Source organism: Burkholderia sp. Tr-20355 (assembly GCF_017104685.1).
GTDB lineage: Bacteria > Pseudomonadota > Gammaproteobacteria > Burkholderiales > Burkholderiaceae > Burkholderia > Burkholderia seminalis.
This window is the reverse complement of the sequence record NZ_JAAGPK010000139.1, coordinates 1-21,664: the sequence shown is the minus strand read 5'-3', so window position 1 is coordinate 21,664 and position 21,664 is coordinate 1. Positions and strand designations below refer to the sequence as shown.

The following is a 21,664-nucleotide window of genomic DNA, read 5'->3' as shown; positions in this document are numbered from 1 at the left end:
ATATGCTGCAGTGCGTCGATCGCCGGTCGGGCACGAATTGATCAGGCAAATCAGGGACAATCTTCACGTCGCCTTAAGTTTGCGTTTCCTAGAATCGATTGATCGCCGCGCGTCCCGCGGCGGACCGATTCGCCCAGGAGGATGCGCATGCCGAAGCACCGTGTCGCCGTAGCCTTGTTCCACGCGGTCATCCGCCTGTCGAGGCCGATGACGCAACCGCTCGAGGGTCGCCGATGATGTGGCCGAACGCATGGCGGGTCTCGGCGCTGTTCGTGCGCGAGTGGGTCGGCCGTCCGGCCGCGGTGGGGGCGTTGTGCCCGAGTTCGCGGCACCTGGCGCGCGAGATGGCCGACGCGGTACCGGCTGGCGACGGGCTGGTCGTCGAGCTCGGCGGCGGCACCGGCGCGATCACCGCGGCGTTGCTCGAGCGCGGCGTCGCGCCGCGGCGCCTCGTCGTGGTCGAACGCTCGCCCGCGTTCGTGCGGCATCTGCGACGGCGCTTTCCCGGCATCACGATCGTGTCGGGCGATGCGCGGCAGCTCGAGCGGCTGCTGCCGCCCGATGCGCGCGTCGATGCGATCGTGTCGTGCCTGCCGTTGCGCACGCTGCCGCGCGAGGACGTGGCGGCGATCGTCGATCAATGTCACCGCGTGCTGTCGGCCGACGGCGTGATGATTCAGTTCACGTACGACCTGCGGCCGCCCCGCCGCCATCCGCTCGGCGATGCGGCGTTTGTCGCCAGCGGCAGCCGGATCGTCTGGGCGAATCTTCCGCCCGCGCGCATCGTGACCGTGCGCTGTGCCGCCGCGGAATACGCGGGCTGACTCGATCGAAACGTCGTAAGCGGACCCTGGCCGTTTTTTCCGTTTTCGCCGCCGCGCGACAGGGATCGCCGCCGCCGCGCTACACGCGTGCGCGGTTCGTCACTTGCACCGCCGGCCGTAACGCGAGCCGCTTGATCAGGCGGTCGAGCGGTGTCGCGTAGCCGCGCGCGATGACGGCACTCAACCCGGCCGACAGCACCAGATACGCGACGAGCAACGCCAGCTTGCCGTCTCCGTGCGTGCCCGACGGCGGCCACACCGTGCGCAACGCGCCGAGCACGATCAGGTGGAACAGATACAGCTCGTAGCTGAGCCGGCCGCTCCAGCGCAGCGGCGCGAGCACGCGACCGTGCGCGCGTTCGCGTTCGGCATGCGCGCCGATCAGCAGCACGGCGGTGCCGAGCGCCATCGCGGAGACGCCGGGCACATGGCTTTCGGCAATCGGCCACGCGAGATAGAGCGCCGTCATTCCCGCCGCGACGAGCCATTGCACGGGCGCGGCCGCGAGCACCTGCCAGCGCGCGCGTTCGGCCAGCAGCGCGGTGCAGCAGCCGATCGCGATGCCGTCGAAGCATGCAAAGTACGCATAAAGGAAGCCGCCTTCGTCGCCCGGATGCGTGTAGCGATACACGGGGCCGATCGCGGCGATCAGCAGCCAGAACGCGAACAGCCGCCCGTCGCGGCGCAATGCGATGCACAGCAGCGGAAACGACAGGTAGAACACCTCCTCGACCGACAGCGACCACAGCACGCCGAGCGCGTAATTGACCCAGCCGTATGCGCCGATCAGCACGTTCATCCAGAACGTGAGCGACGCGAGGTTCACGAGCCAGTACGACACGGCGATGCCCTGCGGCGCATGGTTCGTGAAGATCGGCACGCCGGCCGCCGCGAGGCCGTTGACGAGCGCGAGCAGCAGAAGCAGGCAAGGGACGATCCGCGCGATACGCGACACGTAGAACGCGCGTACGTCGAGCGCGCCGAGGCTGCCCCAGCGGCGGCGCGCATTCGACGTGATCAGGTAGCCCGAGATCGCGAAGAACATCGTCACGCCGTAGTTGCCGTTGCGCACGATCGCGTGGATGGTGTCCCAGCCGAGCACGCGCGCGAGCGCGGTGTCGCGCAGCGGATACGCGATGTTGAAGTGATGCAGCAGCACGAGCAGGATCGACACGCCGCGCAGCAGGTCGATGCGTGCGTTGCGCCGTCCGGTGCTCATGGCGACGCGCCTGCTTCGGCGAGTGCCGGCAGCGCCGCGAGGAACGTGTCGCGCGAGCGCAGGCCGGCATTCGGCGTTTGCCGCGTGTCGTCCTGGATCAGGTTCGCGAACACCAGCGTGCGCGATCCCTTCGTCGCCCAGCCGACGAACCAGCCGTACGCATGCGCGCCGTCGTATTTGAGACCCGGCGAGCCGGTGCCGGTCTTGCCGTGCACGATCCAGCCGCCCGGTTGCGCGTCGATCAGCGTGATGCGCTCGGTCATGTCGTACGCATGCGCGCTGACGGGCAGCGTGCGGCGCACGATCTTGCGCATGAACGCGACCTGTTCGAGCGGCGAGATCCGCAGCGACGAATTGGCCCACGCGCCCATCACGCCGCTCAGTTCACCCTGCTTGCTGGTGACGTCGGCGTTGCCGTAACCGAACGCGCTGGTGTACTGCTGGAAGCGTGCCTGTCCGAGCGCCTGCGCGACCTGCTCCGAATACCAGAAGATCGACAGCTTCATCCAGCGCGCCGGGTCGGTCGGTTCGCGCCACGGCGCACCGCCCCAGTCGGGGTAGCCGGTGCGGAAGTCGAGCGTGGGCGTGTGCTCGTCCTTCAGTACGCCGGCGTCGAAACCCATCAGGCTGATCGCCACCTTGAACGTCGATGCGGACGTGACGCGGGTCGCGCAGTCGCCTTGCTGCACGAGCACTCGGCCGGTGGCGGCGTCGGCGACGACGGTGCAGACGGGATGGGCATGGGCGGATGCGGCGGCCAGGAGGCCCGTGGCGAAGGCCAGCAGCGCGGTGCGGCAGTGCTTCAAGTGTTGCTCCCTGGAAAGCGTGCGGAAGATGCGCGGGGCAGGCGGGGAAGCGGGCAGCCGCGCAATCGGAACGACGGCCTGCTTTGAAGGGGAGGGCGGATCGCGGCCGTCGGGATCACACAGTGTATCGGCTGATCGCGGGCCGTTGACCTGTCATGGTTGACGGGGTGCGTGCGGCTTTCGGCGGATGGGGCTGCCGGCGCCCGTCACGGCACGGCGTGATCCATGAAAAAACCCGCCGGCAGGCTGGCGCTTGCGGGCGGGCGAAGACACCTCGGGCCGACCGGCGCGGGTGTCGCGTGAAGGAGGGAGAACCGGGTTGCGTCAGAACTTGTGGCGCAGCGCGAGGCGCACGGCCACCTGGTTCGACGTCGACGACGGTGCGTCGGTGCCGGGGATGAAAGCGTTGTCGAGGATCGAGTTCGTCTTGTCGCCGGCGATGTGCTGGTACGCGGCCTGCACGTACACGTCGGTGCGCTTCGACAGGTTGTAGTCGGCCATCAGCCCGACCGAGTGGATCTTCGGCTTCGCGTCGCCGGTCGATGCGTCGTACTTCTCGAGCGACAGGACGTACTGCGCGCCGACCATGAATGCCGGCGTGATCTGGTACGAGCCGTTCACCTCGAAGTTCTGGTACTTGATCGCGCTGACCGTCGCCCCCGGCGCGATGATCGCGCCCGGCGTGCCGAGGTAGCCGTTGCCGGTCGGGTTCTTGTAGTTCGAGTTCGTATACGCGAAGCCGACGGTCGCGGGCCCGAACGAGTAGTTGATGCCCGCGCCGAACACGCGCATGCGCTCGGCGATGTAGCTCGCGTCGTTCGCGGTGATCGCACCGGCCGAGCCGTCGCCCGGGCGGTTCGCCTGCAGGTAGGCGGCGCCGATCAGCAGCCCGTTGTTCTGGTACTGCGCGCCGAAGCTGTAGGCGCGGTTGTCCGAGAAGTTCGTGCTGTTGCTGAAGCTGTACGCGCCGCCGAACTGGAAGCCGCCGAAGTTCGGGCTCGCGTACTTGACGGTGTTGTCGAGCCGGAACGAGTTGTCGGTGTTGTCGTTGTCGAACGGATGCGCGAGCAGGTAGCCGCCCCAGTTGCCGTTGGCGGTGGTCGGCGCGAGATAGTCGACGACGGAATCGTACTGGCGGCCGAACGTCAGCGTGCCGTACTGCGTCTGGCTCAGGCCGACGTACGCCTGGCGGCCGAACATGCGGCCGCCCTGGTTGAGGCGGCCGGTGTTCACGTCGAAGCCGTTTTCGAGCTGGAAGATCGCCTTCATGCCGCCGCCGAGATCCTCGCTGCCCTTCAGGCCCCAGCGGCTGCCTTGCGCGTAGCCGCTGGCCATCTCGTAGACGTGGCCGGTGCCGACGTTGTTCGTGTAGTTCAGGCCTTCGTCGATCACGCCGTACAGCGTGACGCTGCTTTGCGCGAACGCGGGCGCTGCGAAGGTTGCCGTCACGGCGAGCGCCGTCAGGGTCTTTTTCATTGAGATCTCCGGGATATCCAGCGTGTATCGGTTGTCGTGAGCGCGTCCGGCGAGGCGCGCCCCCGTCATCCGGGGCGATCCGGCGCCGCGCGCGGCGCCGGCAACGTGCGGCGGCGCGGCAACGGCGGCGTCGGGTCGTGTCTCCTCCGATGACACCGCGCATTCTTCCCAAGCCGATACGGATTCGAAAGCGAGTAATTTCGATGGACGGGATCGGGTTCGCCAATGGGGGCGGCGCAGGCCGTTTCGACAGTCGAAACGGCGGGGACGGCGCGGCCGTTCGACACCGGCCGGGCGGCGTTCGAACAGGCGCCCGCGCCGGGCCGTGACCGGCTGCCTGCAATCGCCTGCAAGGCCCGTCCGGCGGGCCTCCTGGGGGCGACGGCGATCGATTGGCGCCGCCGATTGCAATGATCGGAATTACTCGTTTCCCTAAACAAAATGGCCGCTCGAACATGCAGGCTGACCGGACGTGGATGCATTCACGATGCGCCGGTTGCCGCGCATGCCGCGACGCACAAACAACAGATTCGATTTGGAGACGACCCACCATGCAGATTCGACGACTGAAAACGGTCCTTCTCGCCGCCGCGGCGATCCTGTCCGCGCCCGCGGCCCACGCGGCCGGCGGCGCGTGTGCCGACGGCAAGACGGTCCATTTCGCGGGCATCACGTGGGAGAGCGGGTCGTTCGCGACCGAGGTGCTGCGGCAGATCATGGAGAAGGGCTACGGCTGCAGGACGGACGTCGTGCCGGGCAGCACGGCCGCCACCGAAACGGCGCTCGCGCGCAACGACCTGCAGATCTGGGCCGAGCAGTGGACGGGCCGCAGCGAGATCACCGCGAAGGCCGTCTCGTCGGGCACCGTGAAGCTGATCGGCGACACGCTGCCCGGCGGTACCACCGAAGGCTGGTTCGTGCCCGACTACGTGGTGAAGGGCGATCCGGCGCGCAACATCAAGCCGGTCGCGCCGGGGCTCGCGTCGGTCGACGATCTGCCGAAGTACAAGCAGGTGTTCGCCGACGAGGAGGAGCCGGACAAGGGCCGCTTCCTGAACTGCCCGACCGGCTGGGACTGCGAGCGCGTGAACACGCGCCTGTTGCGCGTGCTGAAGCTCGACCAGTCGTACACGAACTTCCATCCGGGCACGGGTGCGGCGCTGGATGCGGCGATCGCGTCCGCGTACCAGCGCGGCGCGCCGATCGTGTTCTATTACTGGGGCCCGGCCGCGCTGATGGCGAAATACAAGTTCACGGCGCTGAAGATGCCGGCCTTCAACGAAGCCTGCTGGAAGACGCTGCGCGACGAGAGCAGCACGCACCAGTGCGCGTCGTCGTACATGGTGTCGCGACTGACGGTCGGCGTGTCGAAGCCGTTCGCCGATGCGAACCCCGATCTCGTCGGCGTGTTCGGCAAGGTGCGGTTTCCGATGGACTTCCTGAACCAGACGATCCTCGAGATGACGACGAAGAAGATCGACGGCGCGGCGATGGCCACGCAGTTCCTGAAGACCCGCCCGGACATGTGGAAGCAGTGGGTGCCGGCCGACGTCGCGCAGAAGATCGCCGGCAGCCTGAAGGGCGCGTAACCTGCGCGCGGCGGTGGGCCCGCGCTCGCCGCCGTCGTCACGCGCCTTCGCGGCGCGACGGAGAATCAACATGAACGGCTTCTTCCTGCACCTGTCGATCGCCGACTGGGTCAACCGCGCGCTCGAGACGTTCGTCGCGCAATACGGCGACAGTTTTCATCACTTCAGCACGATGCTGCTGCGCTACCTGCTCGTGCCGCTCGAAGGCGCGTTGCGCATGGCGCCGCCGTGGCTCGTGCTGCTGGTCGTCGGCGCGATCGCGTGGAATGCGACACGCCGCATCGGCCTCGGCGCGCTCTTCATGCTGCTGCTCTACGCGATCGGCTGCTTCGGCCTGTGGGACAAACTGATGCAGACGCTCGCGCTGATGCTCGTCGCGACGGTGCTGTCGGTCGCGATCGGCGTGCCGGTCGGCATTCTGGCGTCGCGCAGCGCGTGGTTGCGGCGGATGCTGCTGCCGGTGCTCGACGTGATGCAGACATTGCCGAGCTTCGTCTACCTGATCCCGGTGCTGATGCTGTTCGGCCTCGGCAAGGTACCCGCGATCCTCGCGACGATCATTTACGCGTTGCCGCCGCTGATCCGCCTGACCGATCTCGGCATCCGCCAGGTCGATCCGGACGTGACGGAGGCCGCACGCGCGTTCGGCACCACGCGCTGGCAGCTGCTCGTCAACGTGCAATTGCCGCTCGCGCGGCCGAGCATCATGGCCGGCATCAACCAGACGACGATGATGGCGCTGTCGATGGTCGTGATCGCGTCGATGATCGGCTCGCGCGGGCTCGGCGAGGACGTGCTCGCGGGCATCCAGACGCTCGACGTCGGCAAGGGCACGCAGGCCGGCCTCGCGATCGTGATTCTCGCGATCGTGATCGACCGGATCAGCCAGGGCTTCGGTCAGGAGCGGCGCGCGCGGCGGCGGCTTGCGCAGCAGCGCCGGCAGAAGGGAGCATCGTGCGTGCCGTACCGGCTGCCGCGCAACGCGTCGGCGCCGAGCGTCGATTCGAATCAGGCGACGCAATCGTCGCGCGCATAGGAGCGGAGACAGACATGGCGACCATCGACGTCAAACACGTGTACAAGCTGTTCGGGCCGCAGGCCGCGCATGCGCGCGTGCTCGACCTGCTGCGGGCCGGCAGGCGCAAGGCCGACGTGCTGGCCGAAACCGGCTGCAACGTCGGGCTCAACGACGTGAGCCTCGGCATCGAGTCGGGCGAGATCTTCGTGATCATGGGGCTGTCGGGTTCCGGGAAGTCGACGCTCGTGCGGCACTTCAACCGGCTGATCGAGCCGACGGCCGGCGAGATCGTGATCGACGGCAGCGACGTGATCAAGCTCGACGCGCACGGGCTGCGCGAGCTGCGCCGCTACAAGGTCAGCATGGTGTTCCAGAACTTCGGGTTGCTGCCGCACCAGACCGTGCTCGACAACGCCGCGTATGCGCTGCGCACGCGGGGCGGGAAGCGGCACGACGCGGCCGACGCGGCGCGCAACTGGCTGACGAAGGTCGGGCTCGACGGCTACGGCGATCATTACCCGGACGAGCTGTCGGGCGGGATGCGGCAGCGCGTCGGGCTGGCGCGCGCGCTGGCGGCCGACACCGACGTGCTGCTGATGGACGAGGCGTTTTCGGCGCTCGATCCGCTGATCCGCACCGAGATGCAGGATCAGCTGCTCGAGCTGCAGGCGACGCTGTCGAAGACGATCGTGTTCATCACGCACGATCTCGACGAGGCGCTGCGCATCGGCGACCGCATCGCGATCCTGCGCGACGGCACGCTCGTGCAGGTCGGCACGCCCGACGATATCCTGTCGCGGCCGGCCGACGATTACGTGAAGCGGTTCGTCGAGAAGCGCACGAGCGTGAACTGACCTGGCGCGCCGTCTTGCTCAGGCGGCACGGTGCGCGGCCGTCGTCAACACGATCTTGCCGATGTGCACGCCCGAATCGATCAGCGTGTGCGCATCGCGCGCGTCGTCGAGCGAGAAGGACCGAAACACCTGCGGCCTGACCGTGCCGGCCGCCACGTGCGGCCACAGGTGCCGTTCCAGCTCGGCGATGAGCGCGCCTTTCTCCTCGGGCGTGCGCGAGCGCAGCGTCGAGCCGATGTGCGTCAGGCGCTTGGTCATCATCGGCCACACGTCGAGTTCCTTCGCCGGCCCGTTGAGCGCGCTCACCTGCAGGATCCGGCCGTTCATCGCCGCGGCCCGGTAATTGCGCGCGACGTAGTCGCCCGCGATGATGTCGAGGATTACGTCCACGCCGCGGCCGGCGGTGATCCTGTCGACTTCGGCGACGAAATCCTCTTCCCGGTAATGCACCGCGTGATCCGCGCCCAGCCGCAGGCTCGCGGCGCGATGAGCTTCCGAGCCGACCGTCGTGATGACGGTCGATGCACCCATTGCCTTCGCGATCATCGTCGCGGTGGTGCCGATGCCCGACGCGCCGCCGTGGACCAGCACCGATTCGCCGGCCTGCAGCCGTCCGCGCTGGATCAGGTTCAGCCACACCGTCAGGAACGTTTCCGGCATCGCCGCGGCTTCGATCATGTCGAGGCCGGGCGGCAGCTTCATCGTGGTGAGGCGGTGGGCGACCGCGTATTCCGCGTAGCCGCCGCCCGTCACCAGCGCGCTGACCCGATCGCCCGGGACGAATTCGCGCACGGCCTCGCCGGTCGCGACGACTTCGCCCGCGAGCTCGAGGCCCGGGATGTCGGACGCGCCGGGCGGCGGGTGGTAGTGCCCCTTGCGTTGCAGCACGTCCGGGCCGTTCACGCCGGCGGCGTGAACCCGGATCAGCACTTCGTCGGCGTTCGGCCGCGGCACCGGGCGCCGTGTCGTTGCCAGCACCTCGGGGCCGCCGGGGCGGGTGATTTCGACTGCCGCCATGTCGGCGGGAAGGGGCGCGTGCGTACCGGACATGTTTGCCTCGCAACGGGTAGATGAGTGATCGGTGAAAAAAGTATAGGCTTCGGGGTTGATGAATTCGCGCAGCGATTTTCAAGACCACAGATGCAAATTTGCATCACTTCAGGAGAAGGCATTTGAACTGGGACGACGCGCGGATTTTTCTCGCCATCCACCGGGAACGCAGCCTGCGCGGCGCCGCGCGGGTGGTCGGGCTCGATCAGGCGACGGTCGGCAGGCGGCTCGCGGCACTCGAGCGCGCGCTCGGCGCGACGCTGTTCCTGCGCACGTCGGCCGGTTACGTGCCGACCGCGGTGGGCGAGGTTGCGCTGCGCAACGTGGAGAAGATGGAGCAGTCGGTGATTGATCTGATGCGGCAGACCCAGGGCGTCGACCGGCGCCTTGCGGGTGACGTGCGCGTGACGACGACCGATACGATCGGGCTCGAATTCGTGATGCGCGCGATGCGCAACCTGCACGACGAGCATCCGGACGTGCGTGTGCTGCTCAACACGTCGACGCAGGTGGAGAATCTCGCCAAGCGCGAGGCGGACATCGCCATCCGCACGATCAAGCCCGACAACCCCGATCTGCTCGTGCGCCGGCTTGCTGCGTGGCCGACGGGGTTATACGCGTCGGCGGACTATCTGGACCGGCATGGCGAACCGGTGTCCGGCACCGGCTTCGACGGCCACGATCTCGTGTGCTTCCTGCCGCACCTGAATGCGCGCCGCCCGCTCACGATGGTCGGCGAGCCGGTTCGGGCCGGACGGATCGTGTCGGGGCTGAATTCGAATCTCATGCTGCGCGCGGCGGCGCGTGCCGGGCTCGGGCTCGCCGAACTCCCGGTGCCGATCGCGGAGCGAGACGGGCTGGTGCGCGTGTGGCCGGCGCGTACGTCGGCGCGCCCTTACGAAGTCTGGATGGTGACGCACAAGGATTTGCGGCATACCGCGCGGATGAGCGCGATGATCGATCACATCGTGCGGGTGTTCGACGCCGTGCCGGCATCGGGCGGTGCTTGGGGGGATGCCGGGCACGTGTGACGCGAGCCGGAAGGGCGGCAGGCCGCGACGGGATGCGGGCCGTCCGCGTCGATCGGCGCGGTGCAACGCGCCGTGCCGCGCCGTGCCGTGCCGTGTTTCATTCCGGTTCGCGTATCGCCTGCCGTTACGGTTCGATCGACAGATACCTCGGATAGCGCCCGCTGCCGTAGTTGTCAGGCATCCTGCATTTCTGGTAACACTGCGTCAGCCGGAACGCGGCCTTCTCCCGGTCCGTGTCGTCGCCGTCCTGCAGCCAGATCGCGTGGCTTTTCTCCGCGAGCAGGATCAGCAGGCGCCGTCTGGTGGCCGACAGGGCCGAACGCTCCAGCAGGTCGCAGACGAGATTGGCCGTGACCATGCCGAACAGCCGGCGGTGCTCGCGGCAGTCGCTGGACGCGAGCAAGTGCATCGCTTCGGCGAATGCCGCTTCCGCCTCGGCCGCGGATTGTTGAAGCGTGATCGCGGGGAGCGCGAGTGCCGTGACGTAGAGGCGATCGTCGGCGTCGAACCGGTCGAGCGGCGCATGCAAATCCCGCGATTTCTCGAGCACCGCATGCTGGCGATCGATCCGCCGGCGCGCATCGGCCGGTGCATCGTCGTGCGCGTCCACGAGTCGTTCGAGCGCGTCCATTCCCGCTTCCCAGTCGCCGAGATGCTCGCCGAATACATGCGTCACGAGCGCCGCCAGCTCGACGAGGTCCTGCGCGCCCATCGGGAGCGCCAGCCGTTCCCGCAGGCGGGTCGCGACCGCTATCGGCTGCTTCGTATGCTCCTGCCAGTCCCGGATCAGCAATTCGCGCAATGGCTCGTCGTGTACCTGCATTGTTTCCATGCATTCCTCCGTTCGGTTGCACGAATGGTAGGAGCGGGGATCGCGTGTGTACAGTGCAGGTTTGTCAGATATATGATGCATTCAACGCAAATCTGCGAGGAGCGCGGCGTTGAACCGAATCGACCTGAACCTGCTGCTGGCGCTGAAGGCGCTGATCGACGAGGAAAGCGTGTCGCGCGCGGCGCGCAGCCTCGATTTGAGTCCGTCCGCGATGAGCCGGACCCTTGCCCGCGTTCAGGACGCGATCGGCGACAAGGTGCTGGTACGCGCGGGCAAGGGCATGGTGGCGACCGAAACGGCGCGCCGGCTGAAGGCGCCGCTCGACCGCATCCTGCAGGATGTGGAACAGCTGCTTGGTGCGCAGCACCGGTCGATCGACGCGCAACGCGTGTTCAACATCAGCGCCAACGACGGATTCATCGATTCGTTTGCGGTGCCCATCATCGAGCAGGCGTACGCGGCATGGTCGCATGCGAAGCTGCGGTTCCTGCCCAAGCACGAGAAGACGGTGGCGCGGCTGCGCAGCGGCGAAGTCGATATCGAAATCGGCGTGATCGGCGAGACGGGGCCGGAAATCATGGTCCGCAAGCTGTTCGACGACCGCATGGTCGGCGTGCTGCGCAAAGGCCATCGGCTGGCGCGGCGCCGGATGACGCTGGACGCGTACCTGTCCGTGCCGCACATCAGCGTGTCGCGCAAAGGGCGGTTTCACGGGCCGATCGACGATGCGCTCGGCGAGCAGGGGCGCGAGCGGAACGTGATCGCGGTGGTGCCGAACTTCAAATCGGGCATCGAGCTGGCCCGGCGTTCGGACTGGATCGTGCAGGTGCCGGAGAAGCACACCGCTCAGGCCCGGCGAGACGTCGTGACGTTCGAGTTGCCGGTCGCGACGCCGGGGCTGGCGATCTCGATCATGTGGCATCCCCGCTTCGACCGGGACACGGTGCATGCCGGGCTGCGGGACCTGATCGTGAAGGTTTGCCGGCAGGTCGTGGACGCGGGGAACGGCTGAGGGCCGGCGGCCGCCGCCGGCCCTGCCGGCGTGGCGTCACTCACTGTGCGACCGTCTCCCGTTGCGTCGATGGCATGCCGGCCCGCTCCGCCAGCGCAGCCTCCGCCAGAATCAGGTCCGCGCCCTTCTCCGCGACCATCATCGTCGGTGCATTGATGTTGCCGGACGTGATGTTCGGGAAGACCGACGCATCGACGATCCGCAGCGCCTGCAGCCCGTGCACGCGCAGCGACGCATCGACGACGGACGTCGTCGCGTCGGGCCCCATCGCGCACGAGCCGCACAGGTGGTAGATCGATCCCGATTGCTCGCGGAAATATTGCAGCATCGCTTCGTCGGTGTCGACCTGCGGCCCCGGCGAGATTTCCTCGACGGTCATCGACTTCAGCGCCGGCGCGCGCATCAGCGCCCGGATCACCTTGCTGCCCTGCACGGCTTCGTCGAGATCCTTCTGCGTGGTCAGCGCGTTGATGTGGATCTTCGCGGCATCTTCCGCGCGGTTCGACGCGATCTCGATCGTACCGCGGCTGGTCGGCCGGCACGGGTTGAACGCGATCAGGAAGCCCGAATACGGCTCGGGCTTGATGCTCGCACGGTCGCTCTTCGGAATCCGGTACGACAGCGGGTTGAAGTACAGCTGCAGGTTCGGCTCCCGCACGTCAGCCGAGCCGCGGAAGAAGCCGCCGGCCTGGTTCACGCTCATCGCGAGCGGGCCGCGCTTCGTCAGCAGGTAGCGCAAGCCGATCTTCATCTTGCCGAGCAGCGTGCCCATCTCGTCGTTCAGCGTCGGCCGGTTCGCCTTGAAGTAGAAGCTCACGCACAGATGGTCCTGCAGGTTGCGGCCGACGGCCGGCAGCGCATGCACGAGCGGCACGCGCCGGCGCGCCAGCAGCGCCGGATCGCCGACGCCCGACAATTGCAGCAGCTTCGGCGTATCGACCGCACCGGCCGCGAGGATCACCTCGCGCGCCGCGACGAGCGTTTCGTCGCCGCCTGCACCGGCCACGACCACGCCGGTCGCGCGCGTGCCGTCGAACGTCACGCGCCGCACCATCGCGCCCGAGCGCAGCGTGAGGTTCGCGCGCCCCAGTGCGGGCCGCAGGTACGCGAAGCTGCTCGAACAGCGCTCGCCGTTCTTCGTGTTCAGGTCGTAGATGCCGGCGCCTTCGAACTGCGCGCCGTTGAAATCGTCGGTGCGCGGCAGGTTCAGTTGAGCGCAGCCCTTCAGGAACTCGTGGACGATCGGATGCACGTCGGCCTTCATCGACGTGATGTGGATCGGCCCCGTCGAGCCGTGATGCCGCGGATCGGTGGCGCCGGCCGCGTGGGTTTCGAGCTTGCGGAAGTACGGCAGCACGTCGTCGTACGCCCAGCCGGGATTGCCGGCATTCGCCCAGTCGTCATAGTCGCTGCGCTGGCCGCGCACGTAGACCATCGCATTGATCGACCCCGACCCGCCGACCACCTTGCCGCGTGGGCAGTACAGCTTGCGGTCGGCGAGCTGCGGCTCGGGTTCGCTGTAGTACATCCAGTTGTAGCGGCGGTTGTAGTAAGTCTTCGTGAAGCCGACCGGCACCTTGAACCAGAACGAGGCGTCGCGTTCGCCCGCCTCGAGCAGCAGCACCGAGTGGCGGCCCGATTCGCTGAGGCGGTTCGCCAGGATGCAGCCGGCCGAGCCCGCGCCGACGATGATGTAGTCGTAGCTCATGTCGTGTCCTGTGCGCTCAGCCCTGCGCGGGCGCGAGATCCTTCACGTCGGCGGGTTTTTCGCCCATCTGCAGGTGCAGCCGCTCGCCCGTGTACGGCGCGTGATGGCGCACGACATCCATGTCGAGCTCGATGCCGAGGCCCGGCTCGTGCGACGGGATGATGTAGCCGTCTTCCCAGCGGATCGGCGTCTTCACGACTTCCGAATGGAACCCGCCCCACGTCATGATGCTTTCCTGGATCAGGAAGTTCGGCGTGCAGGTCGCGAGCTGGATGCTCGCGGCGGCCCCCACCGGCCCGTTGTACAGGTGCGGCGCGATCTGGGCGTAGTGCACTTCCGCGAGCGCCGCGATCTTCTTCGCCTCGAGCAGGCCGCCCACGCGCGCGACGTTCGGTTGCAGGATCGATGCGCCGCCGGCCTGCAGCAGCTTGTGGAATTCGTACTTGGTCGTCAGCCGCTCGCCGGCCGCGACCGGAATCGACGTATGCCGCGCGACGTCGGCGATCGCTTCTTCCTGCCCCGGCGGCACGGGCTCCTCGAACCACAGCGGGTCGTACTTCTCGAGCCGCTTCGCGAGCCGGATCGCCGACGACGGCACCATCTGCCCGTGCGTGCCGAACAGCAGGTCGGCCTTGCTGCCGACGGCTTCGCGCACGCGCCGGCAGAACAGTTCGCAGCGGTCGAGCACTTCGAGCGACAGCTGGTGACCCGAGTAGGCCGTGTACGGGCCGGCCGGATCGAACTTGACGGCGGTGAAGCCGAGCTTGACGTTCTCGGCCGCGCATTCGGCCGCGAGATCGGGATCGTCGTAGTCGTATTCGCCCTTCGCGTTCTTCGGATACAGGTACGTGTACGAGCGCAGCCGCTCGTGGATCTTCCCGCCGAGCAGTTCGTAGACGGGCTTGCCGGCCGCCTTGCCGACGATGTCCCAGCACGCCATCTCGAGGCCGCTGACGACGCCCATCATCGTCAGGTCGGGGCGTTGCGTGAAGCCGCTCGAATACGTCTGGCGGAACAGCCGCTCGACGTGGTGCGGATCGTGGTTCAGCAGGTAGCGGTCGAACACGTCGTCGATGATCGGGCCCATCGCCTTCGGGTGGAACGTCGCCGAATAGATCTCGCCGACGCCTTCGATGCCGTCGTCGGTCTTCAGCTTCACGAAGATCCAGTACATCCCGCCGACGTGCGGCGGCGGCACGGCGACGATATGGGTGTCGAGCGAAACGATCTTCATGCGGACTCCTGGATGCGGTTGAGGCGGATTTTGAGGAACGCGGCGGCGCCCGCGCCGCAGAGCGCGATTGCCGCGATATAACCGAAATAGAGCTGGTAGCCGTGCGCGCCGGGCCAGGTCTGCGTCACGTAGCCGTTGATCAGCGGCACGAACACGTCGGGCGAGTAGCCGAGCACCGAGATCAGGCCGATCGCCAGGCCCGCGCAATGCGTCGGCACCTTGCAGTCGTCGAGCAGCGACCAGTACAGGCCGCGGATCGCGTAAGTGAGGATGCCGATGAACAGCACGAGCACGACGAGCATCGCCTGCGGGCTGTGCGCGGGCGCGGCGATCAGCCCGACGAGCGACAGCGCGGCCAGCACCAGCGCCCAGAACAGCACGGACACTTTCGACACACGGTCGCCGAGGAAGCCGCCGCCGATGCCGCCGAGGGGGCGCATCCACAGCTTGAGCGTCGTGATGAAGCCGGCCGCCGTCGCGCTGAGACCGAAGTTGCCTTCGTGCAGGTATGCCGAGAAGCTGTAGGTTGCCCAGAACACCTGGTAGCCGCAGAACACGATCGCCGCGACGAGCCACAGCTCGGGAATCGCCGCGAGCGTCCCGAGGTCGCTCAGTACGTTTCCCTTCGCGCGTTTCGTGGTCGCCGCAAGGTTGTCCGTGCGTGCCGGATCCTTCACCAGCACAAGCAGGATGCCGAGCGCGATGCAGAAGAACGCGTACAGGTGCACGACGAGCTTGAAGCCGGACGCGTCGGTGCCGCCGCGTGCTTGCGTGACGTACGCGAACAGCGTGATCGCGATCGTCGCGAGCAGTGCCTCGACGAGCCCGCGGCCGCCGTCGAGCAGCCCGAAGAAGCGGCCCTGTTCGTCGGGGCCCGCGATCATGTTCACGCGCTTGATCACGGCCGCCCAGAACGTGAGGCCGGTGGTCAGCCCCCAGCCGCCGAAGATCAGCACGAGCGTGTCGAACGACGGGCCGGTCGCGTAGACGAGCCCGAGCGCGCCCGTCGCGAGCAGCGAGAAGCAGATCAGCCAGCGCGGCGACAGGCGGTCGGCGAGCCAACCGCTCGGCAGGTAGCTGACGAGGAAGATCGTGCCGAGCGACGAGTACAGGTAGCCCAGCTGCACGTCGTCGATCCGGAAGAACTGCAGCATCGTCGGCTGGTACACCTGCCGCAGATACAGCATCGGGTAGATCGCGCCCGCGGCGATCACGAGCAGCAGCAGTTGCAGGTAGCGTTGCGCACGGGCGTGCCGCGGCGCGTGTGCGTCGTCGTGCAACGCGAGCGACGCGGCGGGCGTCGACGGTTGGGTCGGCATGATGTCTTCCTCCATCAGACTTCCTGTTCCAGGCGGTCTGCAGATTGGTCTTGTATTGATTCGGATCGGGGGCGCCGCGCACCGGAAACGGTGCGACGTCGTCGTCGCGTCAGTGCTTCATGACGACGAGGCGCGTCTGCGTGAATTCGAGCATCCCGTGCTTGCCGTCGTCGCCGCCGAGGCCCGAGCGTTTCCAGCCGGCGTGGAAGCCCTGGTACGGATCGGCCGGCGTGCGGTTCACGTACAGCTCGCCCGCCTCGATCGCGTTCGCGACGGTCATCGCGGTGCGGTAGCTCTCGGTGTAGAGCACCGACGACAGCCCGAACTGGTGGTCGTTCGCGAAGCCGATGGCCTCGTCGATCGTCCGGTAGCGCAGCACGGGCATGATCGGGCCGAAGGTTTCCTCCTGCACGATCTCCATGTCCTGCCGGCAGTTCGTCAGCAGCGTCGCCGGGTAGAAGAAGCCGCGGCCTTCGGGGATCGCACCGCCGGTTTCGCGTGTCGCGCCCGCCGCGATCGCGCGTTCGACCATCCCGTGGATGTGCGTGCGCGCCGAGGCGCTGACGAGCGGGCCCATCCGCGTGGCATCTTCCGCGCGGTCGCCGCTGCGTACCGCGCTCATCTTGTCCTTCAGCAGTGCGACGAAGCGGTCATGCACGCTGTCGTGCACATACACGCGCTCGATTGCCGTGCAGAGCTGGCCGCAGTGGGTCGTCTTCGACGCGACGAGCGCGGCGGCCGCGCGTTCGAGGTCGGCGTCGGGCGCGATGATCGCGGGCGTCTTGCCGCCGAGTTCCAGCGACGGCTTCGCGATGTTCGCCTTGCAGTAGTCGAGTACCTTGCGGCCCGCGTTCACGCTGCCGGTCAGCGTGATCATGCCGACCGCCGGGTGCGTGCACAGCGCTTCGGCCGTCGCGTGGTCCATCGTCAGGACGTTGACGACGCCCGGCGGGAAGCCCGCGTCGTCGGCGGCCTTCGCGATCTCGAACGCGGACACCGGCGTGTGGTTGCTCGGTCGCACCACCACGGTGTTGCCGGCGATCAGCGCGGGCGCGACCTTGCGCAGCAGCGTGTAGACCGGATAGTTGAACGGGATCAGGCAGGCGACGACGCCGATCGGCTCGCGCTGCAGGAACAGGTTCTCGTCGGGCGTGTCGCTCGGGATGATCTCGCCTTCGATCCGGCGCGCCCACTCGGCGTGGTAGCGCGTGATCTGGCCCGCGTAGACGGCTTCGTTCGACGCGTCCTCGACGCTCTTGCCGGATTCCTGCGCAAGCGCCGCGCCGATGTCGGGCGCGCGCGCGGTCAGCGCGTCGGCGAAGCGGTGCAGGCAGGCCGCGCGCTCGGTGCTCGGCAGCTTGCGCCACGCCTTCTGCGCGGCGGCCGCGGCATCCACCGCGACGAGCACGTCGGCCGGCGTGGCGGCCGGCACGCGCGCGAACGGCGCCTCGGTGGCGGGATTGTGGACGACGAAAAACGCGTCGCTTTGCGGGGTGACGAAACGGCCGTTCACGTAGTTGCGTTCGGTGCGCATGAAGTGACTCCTCCGATGAATGCAGGCGGGTCGCTTCGGGTGGCGACACGCGCGGCGCGGGATAGAAGCCATTCTGTTCATGCGTTTAGCGCACGACAAACGACTTATTTTCGCGTCGAGCATGAGAAAAACGCACGTTACTCGGTGAATCGACCGGATTCGCCCGTCCGGCAAGGCTGCCGCGGCGGCGGTGGGACGGGCGCGGGAGGCGGCCCTGTTGCATTTTCCGACGGGTCCGAGTGCGGACCCGCGCGGGAGGCGGTATGGTGTCGCCCGCGGCCGACGGCCGACGCTGGCGCGGAGGCGGTGCGCAGGTCAGCCCAGCGGCACCTGCGGCAGCGGCGACGACGGTTCGAGGTGGCGTTTCGCGAGCCAGACTTCCTGCTGGAGCCAGTCGCGGAACTGGACGATGTGGGGGAGGTTCGTCTGCTCGGGCCGCGTGACGAACCAGTACGACTGGTGGCCGTCGACATGCACGTTGAGCACCTGCATCAGTTGCCCGGCGGCGAGCTCGCGCGCGACCATGTGGCGGTCGGCGATCGTGATCCCGAGACCGTCGATCGCCGCGCGGATCGCATGGTCGAGCAGGTCGAATTCGTAGCCGCCGCGCGTGTCGACGTCGGCGATGCCGGCGGCCTTCAGCCAGTGCTGCCACGTCAGGTAGCGCTGGTCGTCGGTCGCGAGCACGTGCAGCAGCGTGAAGCGGTTCAGGTCGATCGGCGCGCCGTCCTGTCGCAGCCGCGCGTACAGCGCGGGCGCGCAGACGGCGATATGCTGCTCCTGCATCAGCAGCGCGTTGTCGAAGCCGTCCCACTCGCCGTCGCCGAACCGGATCGCGCAGTCGAGCACGCGCGATTCGCCGAGGCTGTCGTGGATGCGGGTCGTCAGGCTCAGTTCGAATTCGGGATGCGCGTCGCGAAGCCGGCCGAGGCGCGGCATCAGCCAGCGCGCGGCGAAGGTCGGCGGCACGTTCGCGCGCAGGCGGTTCAGGTGGGTCTTTTCCTGCAGGCTGCGCACGGTGAGCTCGATCTTGTCGAACGATTGCTGCAGCGCGCGCAGCAGTACACGGCCGGCCGCCGTCAGTTCGAGCTGGTGATGGCGGCGCTCGAGCAGCGTTTCGCCGAGCTGGCCTTCGAGCTGGCGGACCTGGCGGCTCACCGCGCTCTGCGTCACGTTGAGCAGTTCGGCCGCACGCGTGAAGCTGCCGGTGCGGCCGGCCATCTCGAAGGCTTTCAGCGCATTCAGCGCCGGCATCTTGCGTCTCACGGGGCGGTGTCGTGTTTGGTGCGGGATGCTTATTGTAGGCGGGAGACCGAGCGCGCGGGGGCGACGACTGAAGCGATGAGGGATGCCGGGCCTCCGGGTTTGCACGGCATGACGGCCGCCGATACGGCGAACGATACAAACGATACGAACGAAGGGGACACACATCATGCGACGCCTGCCATCGTTGATCGCGCTGCGATTTTTCGAGGAGACCGCGCGTCACCTGAGCTTCAATCGCGCGGCGGTTTCGCTGTGCGTGACGCAAGGCGCGGTGAGCCGGCAGATCCGGCTGCTCGAGGAAGCGCTCGGCGCGCGGCTGTTCGAGCGCGATCACAAGGGCGTGCGCCTGACCGACGCGGGCCGGCGGTTGCTGCCGTTCGTCGGGCAGGCGTTCGACACGATCGAGCGGGGCGTCGGCGAAGTCGCCGCCGCGCGGCCGGGCGCGAAGCGGCGCCTGACGGTGTCGCTGCCGCCGACGTTTGCAACGCAGTGGTTTTCGCCGCGCCTCGGCGCGCTCGCGGAAGCATTGCCTGACGTCGAGCTGTCGATCCGCACCGAGCCGGCCGACGATTGCCATTGCCACATCCGCTTCGGGCGCGCGGCGCGTGCCGGGATGCAATCCGAACTGCTGATGATGGAGCGGCACGCGCTCGTCGGCGCCCCGCGTTATCGCGGCGACGCGCTCGACGTGCTGCTCGGCCGGCTGCCGTCGCTGCATGTGCTGCACGAGGGCAAGCGTCTCGCGCTATGGGCCGACTGGTGCGAGCAGGCGGGCATGCCGGTCACGCGGATCGGCGACGGTATCGAGTTTTCCACGCTCGAACAGGCGATTCGCGCGGCGCGCAAGGGCGCGGGGCTCGCGGTGGTCGACCTGAACATGATCGAGGAGGAGATCGGCGAGGGCAGCCTCGTTCGGTTGTCGCCGGTGCAACCGATCGGGCCGTTCGGATACTGGCTCGATGTCGAGCCGGAGAGCGTCGCGCTCGAGCATGTGGTTGCGTTTGCCGCGTGGTTGCGACAGCAGGCGGGGAAGCGGGGGTAGGCGTGACGATGTCGGTACCGAGGCGCGGCTGATCCGTTCGTGGAGGCCGGTCGGTTCGGTCCGTCCCCGCCTTGCCGTGCAGGGGTTTCGGTATCTGTGAACGATCGTTACCGGGAACGGGGCGGCGGCGCGATCGTTACCCGTTCGCGCCGCGCGGTTTCGTTTCGTCGCGGCGGTTACGAATCCGGGGGCACCCCGAAGTGCGTCAGCGTTTGTCGGCGCGCCAGGGCTTCTGCCTGGGCATCCGTGAAGATCGGCAACTGGCACTTCGCGGGATCGATGCGCCCCACGTTGAAGACGGCGCGTCGACGCGGGGCGACACGCGATCGTGCGCAGCCCGGCGGACGGACCGTCGGGCCGAGTCGCGGCCGTGCGTTTTCCGCCGTCAGTGCCTCGACGCCTCCTCCAGCGTCAGATGCTTCGTCTCGGGCGCCCAAGCGATCGACACGATCATCCCGACGAGCAGCACGCCCGCCAGCGCGAACATCGTCGCGTGAAACCCGAGCGTCGCGATGCCGACCGGCAGCAGGAACGTGCCGATCGCCGAGCCGAGCCGGCTGCACGCGATCGCGAGGCCGACGCCGCTTGCGCGCACTTCGGTTGGGAAGCACTCGGGCGGGAACACGCCGACGAGGTTGCTGAACGCCGACATCGTCAGCGTGAACACCGCGAACGCGACGATCATCGCCAGCGCCGCCGACGACGGCAGCATCGCGAGCGCGGCGAGCGACGCACACGTCACCGCGAACGAGCCGATCAGGAAGCCGCGCCGCGACAGCCGGATCGTCAGCCAGATGCCGATCAGCGCGCCCAGCACGAGGAAGCCGTTCAGCAGCAGGTCCGCGCCGAAGCCCTCGGCGAGGCCGATCGTCGTCAGGATCGTCGGCAGGAACGTGTAGATCGCGAAGTACGGAATCACGAGGCACACGAAGAACGCGCAGTTGAAGACGGTCCGGCGGATCAGGTCGCGCTGGAACAGTCGCGCAAAACCCGTATTCGCATGCGGTTCGGCCGAGCCGTCGAGCATCACGTGCGGCCCGAAGTGCTTCGCGACGATCGCACGCGCTTCCCGCTCGCGGCCCTTGCCGAGCAGCCAGCGCGGCGATTCGGGTGTGCCGATGCGCAGCACCAGCACGATCAGCGCGGGCAAGGCGGCCGACGCGAGCAGCCAGCGCCATGCGTCCGGCGTGACGTCGCTGTAGGCGAGGCCAAGCACGTTCGCGGCCACATAACCGATCGTCCAGATCACGCTGAACGAACCGAGCAGCGCACCCCGATGCTTGCGCGGCGAGAATTCGGCGAGGATCGCGTGGCCGACCGTGAAGTCGCCGCCCATCCCGAAGCCGATCAGCACGCGCAACACGCACAGTTCGAGCGGCGAGCTGACGAAGCACTGCGCGAACGCGGCCGCCGTGATGATCACGAAGCTCGTCAGGAAGATCTTCTGCCGGCCCATGCGGTCGGACAGCCAGCCGAACACGAGGCTGCCGAAGAAGATGCCGATCAGCGCCGAACAGCCGATCATTCCCATCCAGAACGCGTCGATCGGCATCTGCCTGCCGAGCGCGGCGAGTGCGTAGCCGATCGTGCCGAGCGTGTAGCCCTCGGTAAAATGCGCGCCGAACGTCAGGCCGGCGATCTTCACGTGGAAACGGTTGAGCGGTACGTCGTCGAGCGCGACGGTGCGGCGCGGCGCATCGGCGCCGCGTGACGGCGGCAGCGCGCGTGCGGTGCCGGATTGAACGTGGGCTTGGGTCAAGCTGCCTCCGGAATTGTCATGCGTGAGGCGCGCGGGCGCCGGACGCGCCGCGCGAGTCGTGCGAAACGCCGCGCGGCCGGGCGGCGCGCGA

General features: G+C 67.9%; 18 protein-coding genes. 7 read left to right on the top strand and 11 right to left on the bottom strand.

Annotated features, from left to right (window positions below; all coding sequences use genetic code 11):
- Positions 1-233: 233 nt before the first annotated feature.
- The gene (locus G3N62_RS26695; protein WP_034188538.1) at positions 234-824 is read left to right on the top strand and encodes a methyltransferase domain-containing protein; all 591 of its coding nucleotides are present in this window, start codon (positions 234-236) and stop codon (positions 822-824) included.
- Positions 825-903: 79 nt separating this feature from the next.
- Here the strand turns inward: G3N62_RS26695 and G3N62_RS26690 are convergent, their stop codons facing one another.
- From G3N62_RS26690 to G3N62_RS26680, 3 genes are all read right to left on the bottom strand, one after another.
- Complete coding sequence (locus G3N62_RS26690) at positions 904-2,043, bottom strand: acyltransferase (protein ID WP_124670169.1); 1,140 nt, start codon at positions 2,041-2,043, stop codon at positions 904-906.
- Entirely contained in the window at positions 2,040-2,849 is an 810-nt protein-coding gene (blaOXA, locus tag G3N62_RS26685) for an OXA-1043 family class D beta-lactamase (protein ID WP_124670168.1), read from the bottom strand. Before blaOXA ends, G3N62_RS26690 begins: the two co-directional genes overlap by 4 nt.
- Positions 2,850-3,173: 324 nt before the next feature.
- On the bottom strand, positions 3,174-4,325 hold the full coding sequence (locus G3N62_RS26680) for a porin (RefSeq protein ID WP_034188535.1): 1,152 nt from the start codon (positions 4,323-4,325) through the stop codon (positions 3,174-3,176).
- Between the two features lie 551 nt (positions 4,326-4,876).
- Here G3N62_RS26680 and G3N62_RS26675 point away from each other — a divergent pair.
- The 3 genes from G3N62_RS26675 (at position 4,877) to G3N62_RS26665 (ending at position 7,786) form a co-directional block, all read left to right on the top strand.
- On the top strand, positions 4,877-5,914 hold the full coding sequence (locus G3N62_RS26675) for an ABC transporter substrate-binding protein (RefSeq protein WP_124670167.1): 1,038 nt from the start codon (positions 4,877-4,879) through the stop codon (positions 5,912-5,914).
- A 70-nt stretch (positions 5,915-5,984) separates the two neighbouring features.
- Positions 5,985-6,950, top strand: coding sequence for a proline/glycine betaine ABC transporter permease (locus G3N62_RS26670; protein WP_124670166.1), 966 nt, complete (start codon positions 5,985-5,987; stop codon positions 6,948-6,950).
- A gap of 14 nt (positions 6,951-6,964) precedes the next feature.
- Positions 6,965-7,786 carry a betaine/proline/choline family ABC transporter ATP-binding protein gene (locus G3N62_RS26665; protein WP_053092594.1) on the top strand — a complete coding sequence of 274 codons (822 nt, stop codon included), beginning with the start codon at positions 6,965-6,967 and terminating at the stop codon, positions 7,784-7,786.
- Between the two features lie 18 nt (positions 7,787-7,804).
- Here G3N62_RS26665 and G3N62_RS26660 read toward each other — a convergent pair whose 3' ends face one another.
- Positions 7,805-8,836 (bottom strand): NAD(P)H-quinone oxidoreductase, encoded by a 1,032-nt coding sequence (locus tag G3N62_RS26660; RefSeq protein WP_049028945.1) that lies wholly within the window; start codon positions 8,834-8,836, stop codon positions 7,805-7,807.
- Positions 8,837-8,958: 122 nt separating this feature from the next.
- Between G3N62_RS26660 and G3N62_RS26655 the strand changes: the two genes are divergently transcribed.
- Positions 8,959-9,867, top strand: a complete 909-nt coding sequence (locus tag G3N62_RS26655; RefSeq protein WP_051700989.1) for a LysR family transcriptional regulator — start codon at positions 8,959-8,961, stop codon at positions 9,865-9,867.
- A 124-nt stretch (positions 9,868-9,991) separates the two neighbouring features.
- Here G3N62_RS26655 and G3N62_RS26650 read toward each other — a convergent pair whose 3' ends face one another.
- On the bottom strand, positions 9,992-10,699 hold the full coding sequence (locus G3N62_RS26650; protein WP_034188530.1) for a hypothetical protein: 708 nt from the start codon (positions 10,697-10,699) through the stop codon (positions 9,992-9,994).
- Positions 10,700-10,808: 109 nt separating this feature from the next.
- Between G3N62_RS26650 and G3N62_RS26645 the strand changes: the two genes are divergently transcribed.
- The gene (locus G3N62_RS26645) at positions 10,809-11,711 is read left to right on the top strand and encodes a LysR family transcriptional regulator (protein WP_034188529.1); all 903 of its coding nucleotides are present in this window, start codon (positions 10,809-10,811) and stop codon (positions 11,709-11,711) included.
- A 40-nt stretch (positions 11,712-11,751) separates the two neighbouring features.
- Here G3N62_RS26645 and G3N62_RS26640 read toward each other — a convergent pair whose 3' ends face one another.
- From G3N62_RS26640 to G3N62_RS26620, 5 genes are all read right to left on the bottom strand, one after another.
- Complete coding sequence (locus tag G3N62_RS26640; protein ID WP_124670165.1) at positions 11,752-13,419, bottom strand: GMC family oxidoreductase N-terminal domain-containing protein; 1,668 nt, start codon at positions 13,417-13,419, stop codon at positions 11,752-11,754.
- Positions 13,420-13,435: 16 nt separating this feature from the next.
- Positions 13,436-14,653, bottom strand: a complete 1,218-nt coding sequence (locus tag G3N62_RS26635) for a mandelate racemase/muconate lactonizing enzyme family protein (protein ID WP_124670164.1) — start codon at positions 14,651-14,653, stop codon at positions 13,436-13,438.
- Positions 14,650-15,972, bottom strand: coding sequence for an MFS transporter (locus G3N62_RS26630; protein ID WP_241013217.1), 1,323 nt, complete (start codon positions 15,970-15,972; stop codon positions 14,650-14,652). Before G3N62_RS26630 ends, G3N62_RS26635 begins: the two co-directional genes overlap by 4 nt.
- Positions 15,973-16,081: 109 nt before the next feature.
- Entirely contained in the window at positions 16,082-17,506 is a 1,425-nt protein-coding gene (gene aldA / locus G3N62_RS26625) for an aldehyde dehydrogenase (protein WP_124670162.1), read from the bottom strand.
- 315 nt (positions 17,507-17,821) lie between these two features.
- Positions 17,822-18,760: a LysR substrate-binding domain-containing protein gene (locus G3N62_RS26620; RefSeq protein ID WP_049028939.1), complete on the bottom strand. Its 939-nt coding sequence runs from the start codon at positions 18,758-18,760 to the stop codon at positions 17,822-17,824.
- 178 nt (positions 18,761-18,938) lie between these two features.
- Here G3N62_RS26620 and G3N62_RS26615 point away from each other — a divergent pair, with 178 nt between their 5' ends.
- On the top strand, positions 18,939-19,814 hold the full coding sequence (locus G3N62_RS26615; RefSeq protein ID WP_124670161.1) for a LysR family transcriptional regulator: 876 nt from the start codon (positions 18,939-18,941) through the stop codon (positions 19,812-19,814).
- 385 nt (positions 19,815-20,199) lie between these two features.
- Here the strand turns inward: G3N62_RS26615 and G3N62_RS26610 are convergent, their stop codons facing one another.
- Entirely contained in the window at positions 20,200-21,534 is a 1,335-nt protein-coding gene (locus tag G3N62_RS26610; RefSeq protein ID WP_241013218.1) for an MFS transporter, read from the bottom strand.
- Between the last annotated feature and the right edge of the window lie 130 nt (positions 21,535-21,664).

What these genes read in the sequence shown, in the direction of transcription:
- aldA (WP_124670162.1), bottom strand. Translation starts at nt 17,506, where the DNA reads ATGCGCACCGAACGCAACTACGTGAACGGCCGTTTCGTCACCCCGCAA.
- G3N62_RS26635 (WP_124670164.1), bottom strand. Translation starts at nt 14,653, where the DNA reads ATGAAGATCGTTTCGCTCGACACCCATATCGTCGCCGTGCCGCCGCCG.
- G3N62_RS26660 (WP_049028945.1), bottom strand. Translation starts at nt 8,836, where the DNA reads ATGTCCGGTACGCACGCGCCCCTTCCCGCCGACATGGCGGCAGTCGAA.
- G3N62_RS26695 (WP_034188538.1), top strand. Translation starts at nt 234, where the DNA reads ATGATGTGGCCGAACGCATGGCGGGTCTCGGCGCTGTTCGTGCGCGAG.
- G3N62_RS26665 (WP_053092594.1), top strand. Translation starts at nt 6,965, where the DNA reads ATGGCGACCATCGACGTCAAACACGTGTACAAGCTGTTCGGGCCGCAG.
- G3N62_RS26650 (WP_034188530.1), bottom strand. Translation starts at nt 10,699, where the DNA reads ATGGAAACAATGCAGGTACACGACGAGCCATTGCGCGAATTGCTGATC.
- G3N62_RS26675 (WP_124670167.1), top strand. Translation starts at nt 4,877, where the DNA reads ATGCAGATTCGACGACTGAAAACGGTCCTTCTCGCCGCCGCGGCGATC.
- G3N62_RS26630 (WP_241013217.1), bottom strand. Translation starts at nt 15,972, where the DNA reads ATGCCGACCCAACCGTCGACGCCCGCCGCGTCGCTCGCGTTGCACGAC.
- G3N62_RS26670 (WP_124670166.1), top strand. Translation starts at nt 5,985, where the DNA reads ATGAACGGCTTCTTCCTGCACCTGTCGATCGCCGACTGGGTCAACCGC.
- G3N62_RS26620 (WP_049028939.1), bottom strand. Translation starts at nt 18,760, where the DNA reads ATGCCGGCGCTGAATGCGCTGAAAGCCTTCGAGATGGCCGGCCGCACC.
- G3N62_RS26615 (WP_124670161.1), top strand. Translation starts at nt 18,939, where the DNA reads ATGCGACGCCTGCCATCGTTGATCGCGCTGCGATTTTTCGAGGAGACC.
- G3N62_RS26690 (WP_124670169.1), bottom strand. Translation starts at nt 2,043, where the DNA reads ATGAGCACCGGACGGCGCAACGCACGCATCGACCTGCTGCGCGGCGTG.
- G3N62_RS26640 (WP_124670165.1), bottom strand. Translation starts at nt 13,419, where the DNA reads ATGAGCTACGACTACATCATCGTCGGCGCGGGCTCGGCCGGCTGCATC.
- G3N62_RS26680 (WP_034188535.1), bottom strand. Translation starts at nt 4,325, where the DNA reads ATGAAAAAGACCCTGACGGCGCTCGCCGTGACGGCAACCTTCGCAGCG.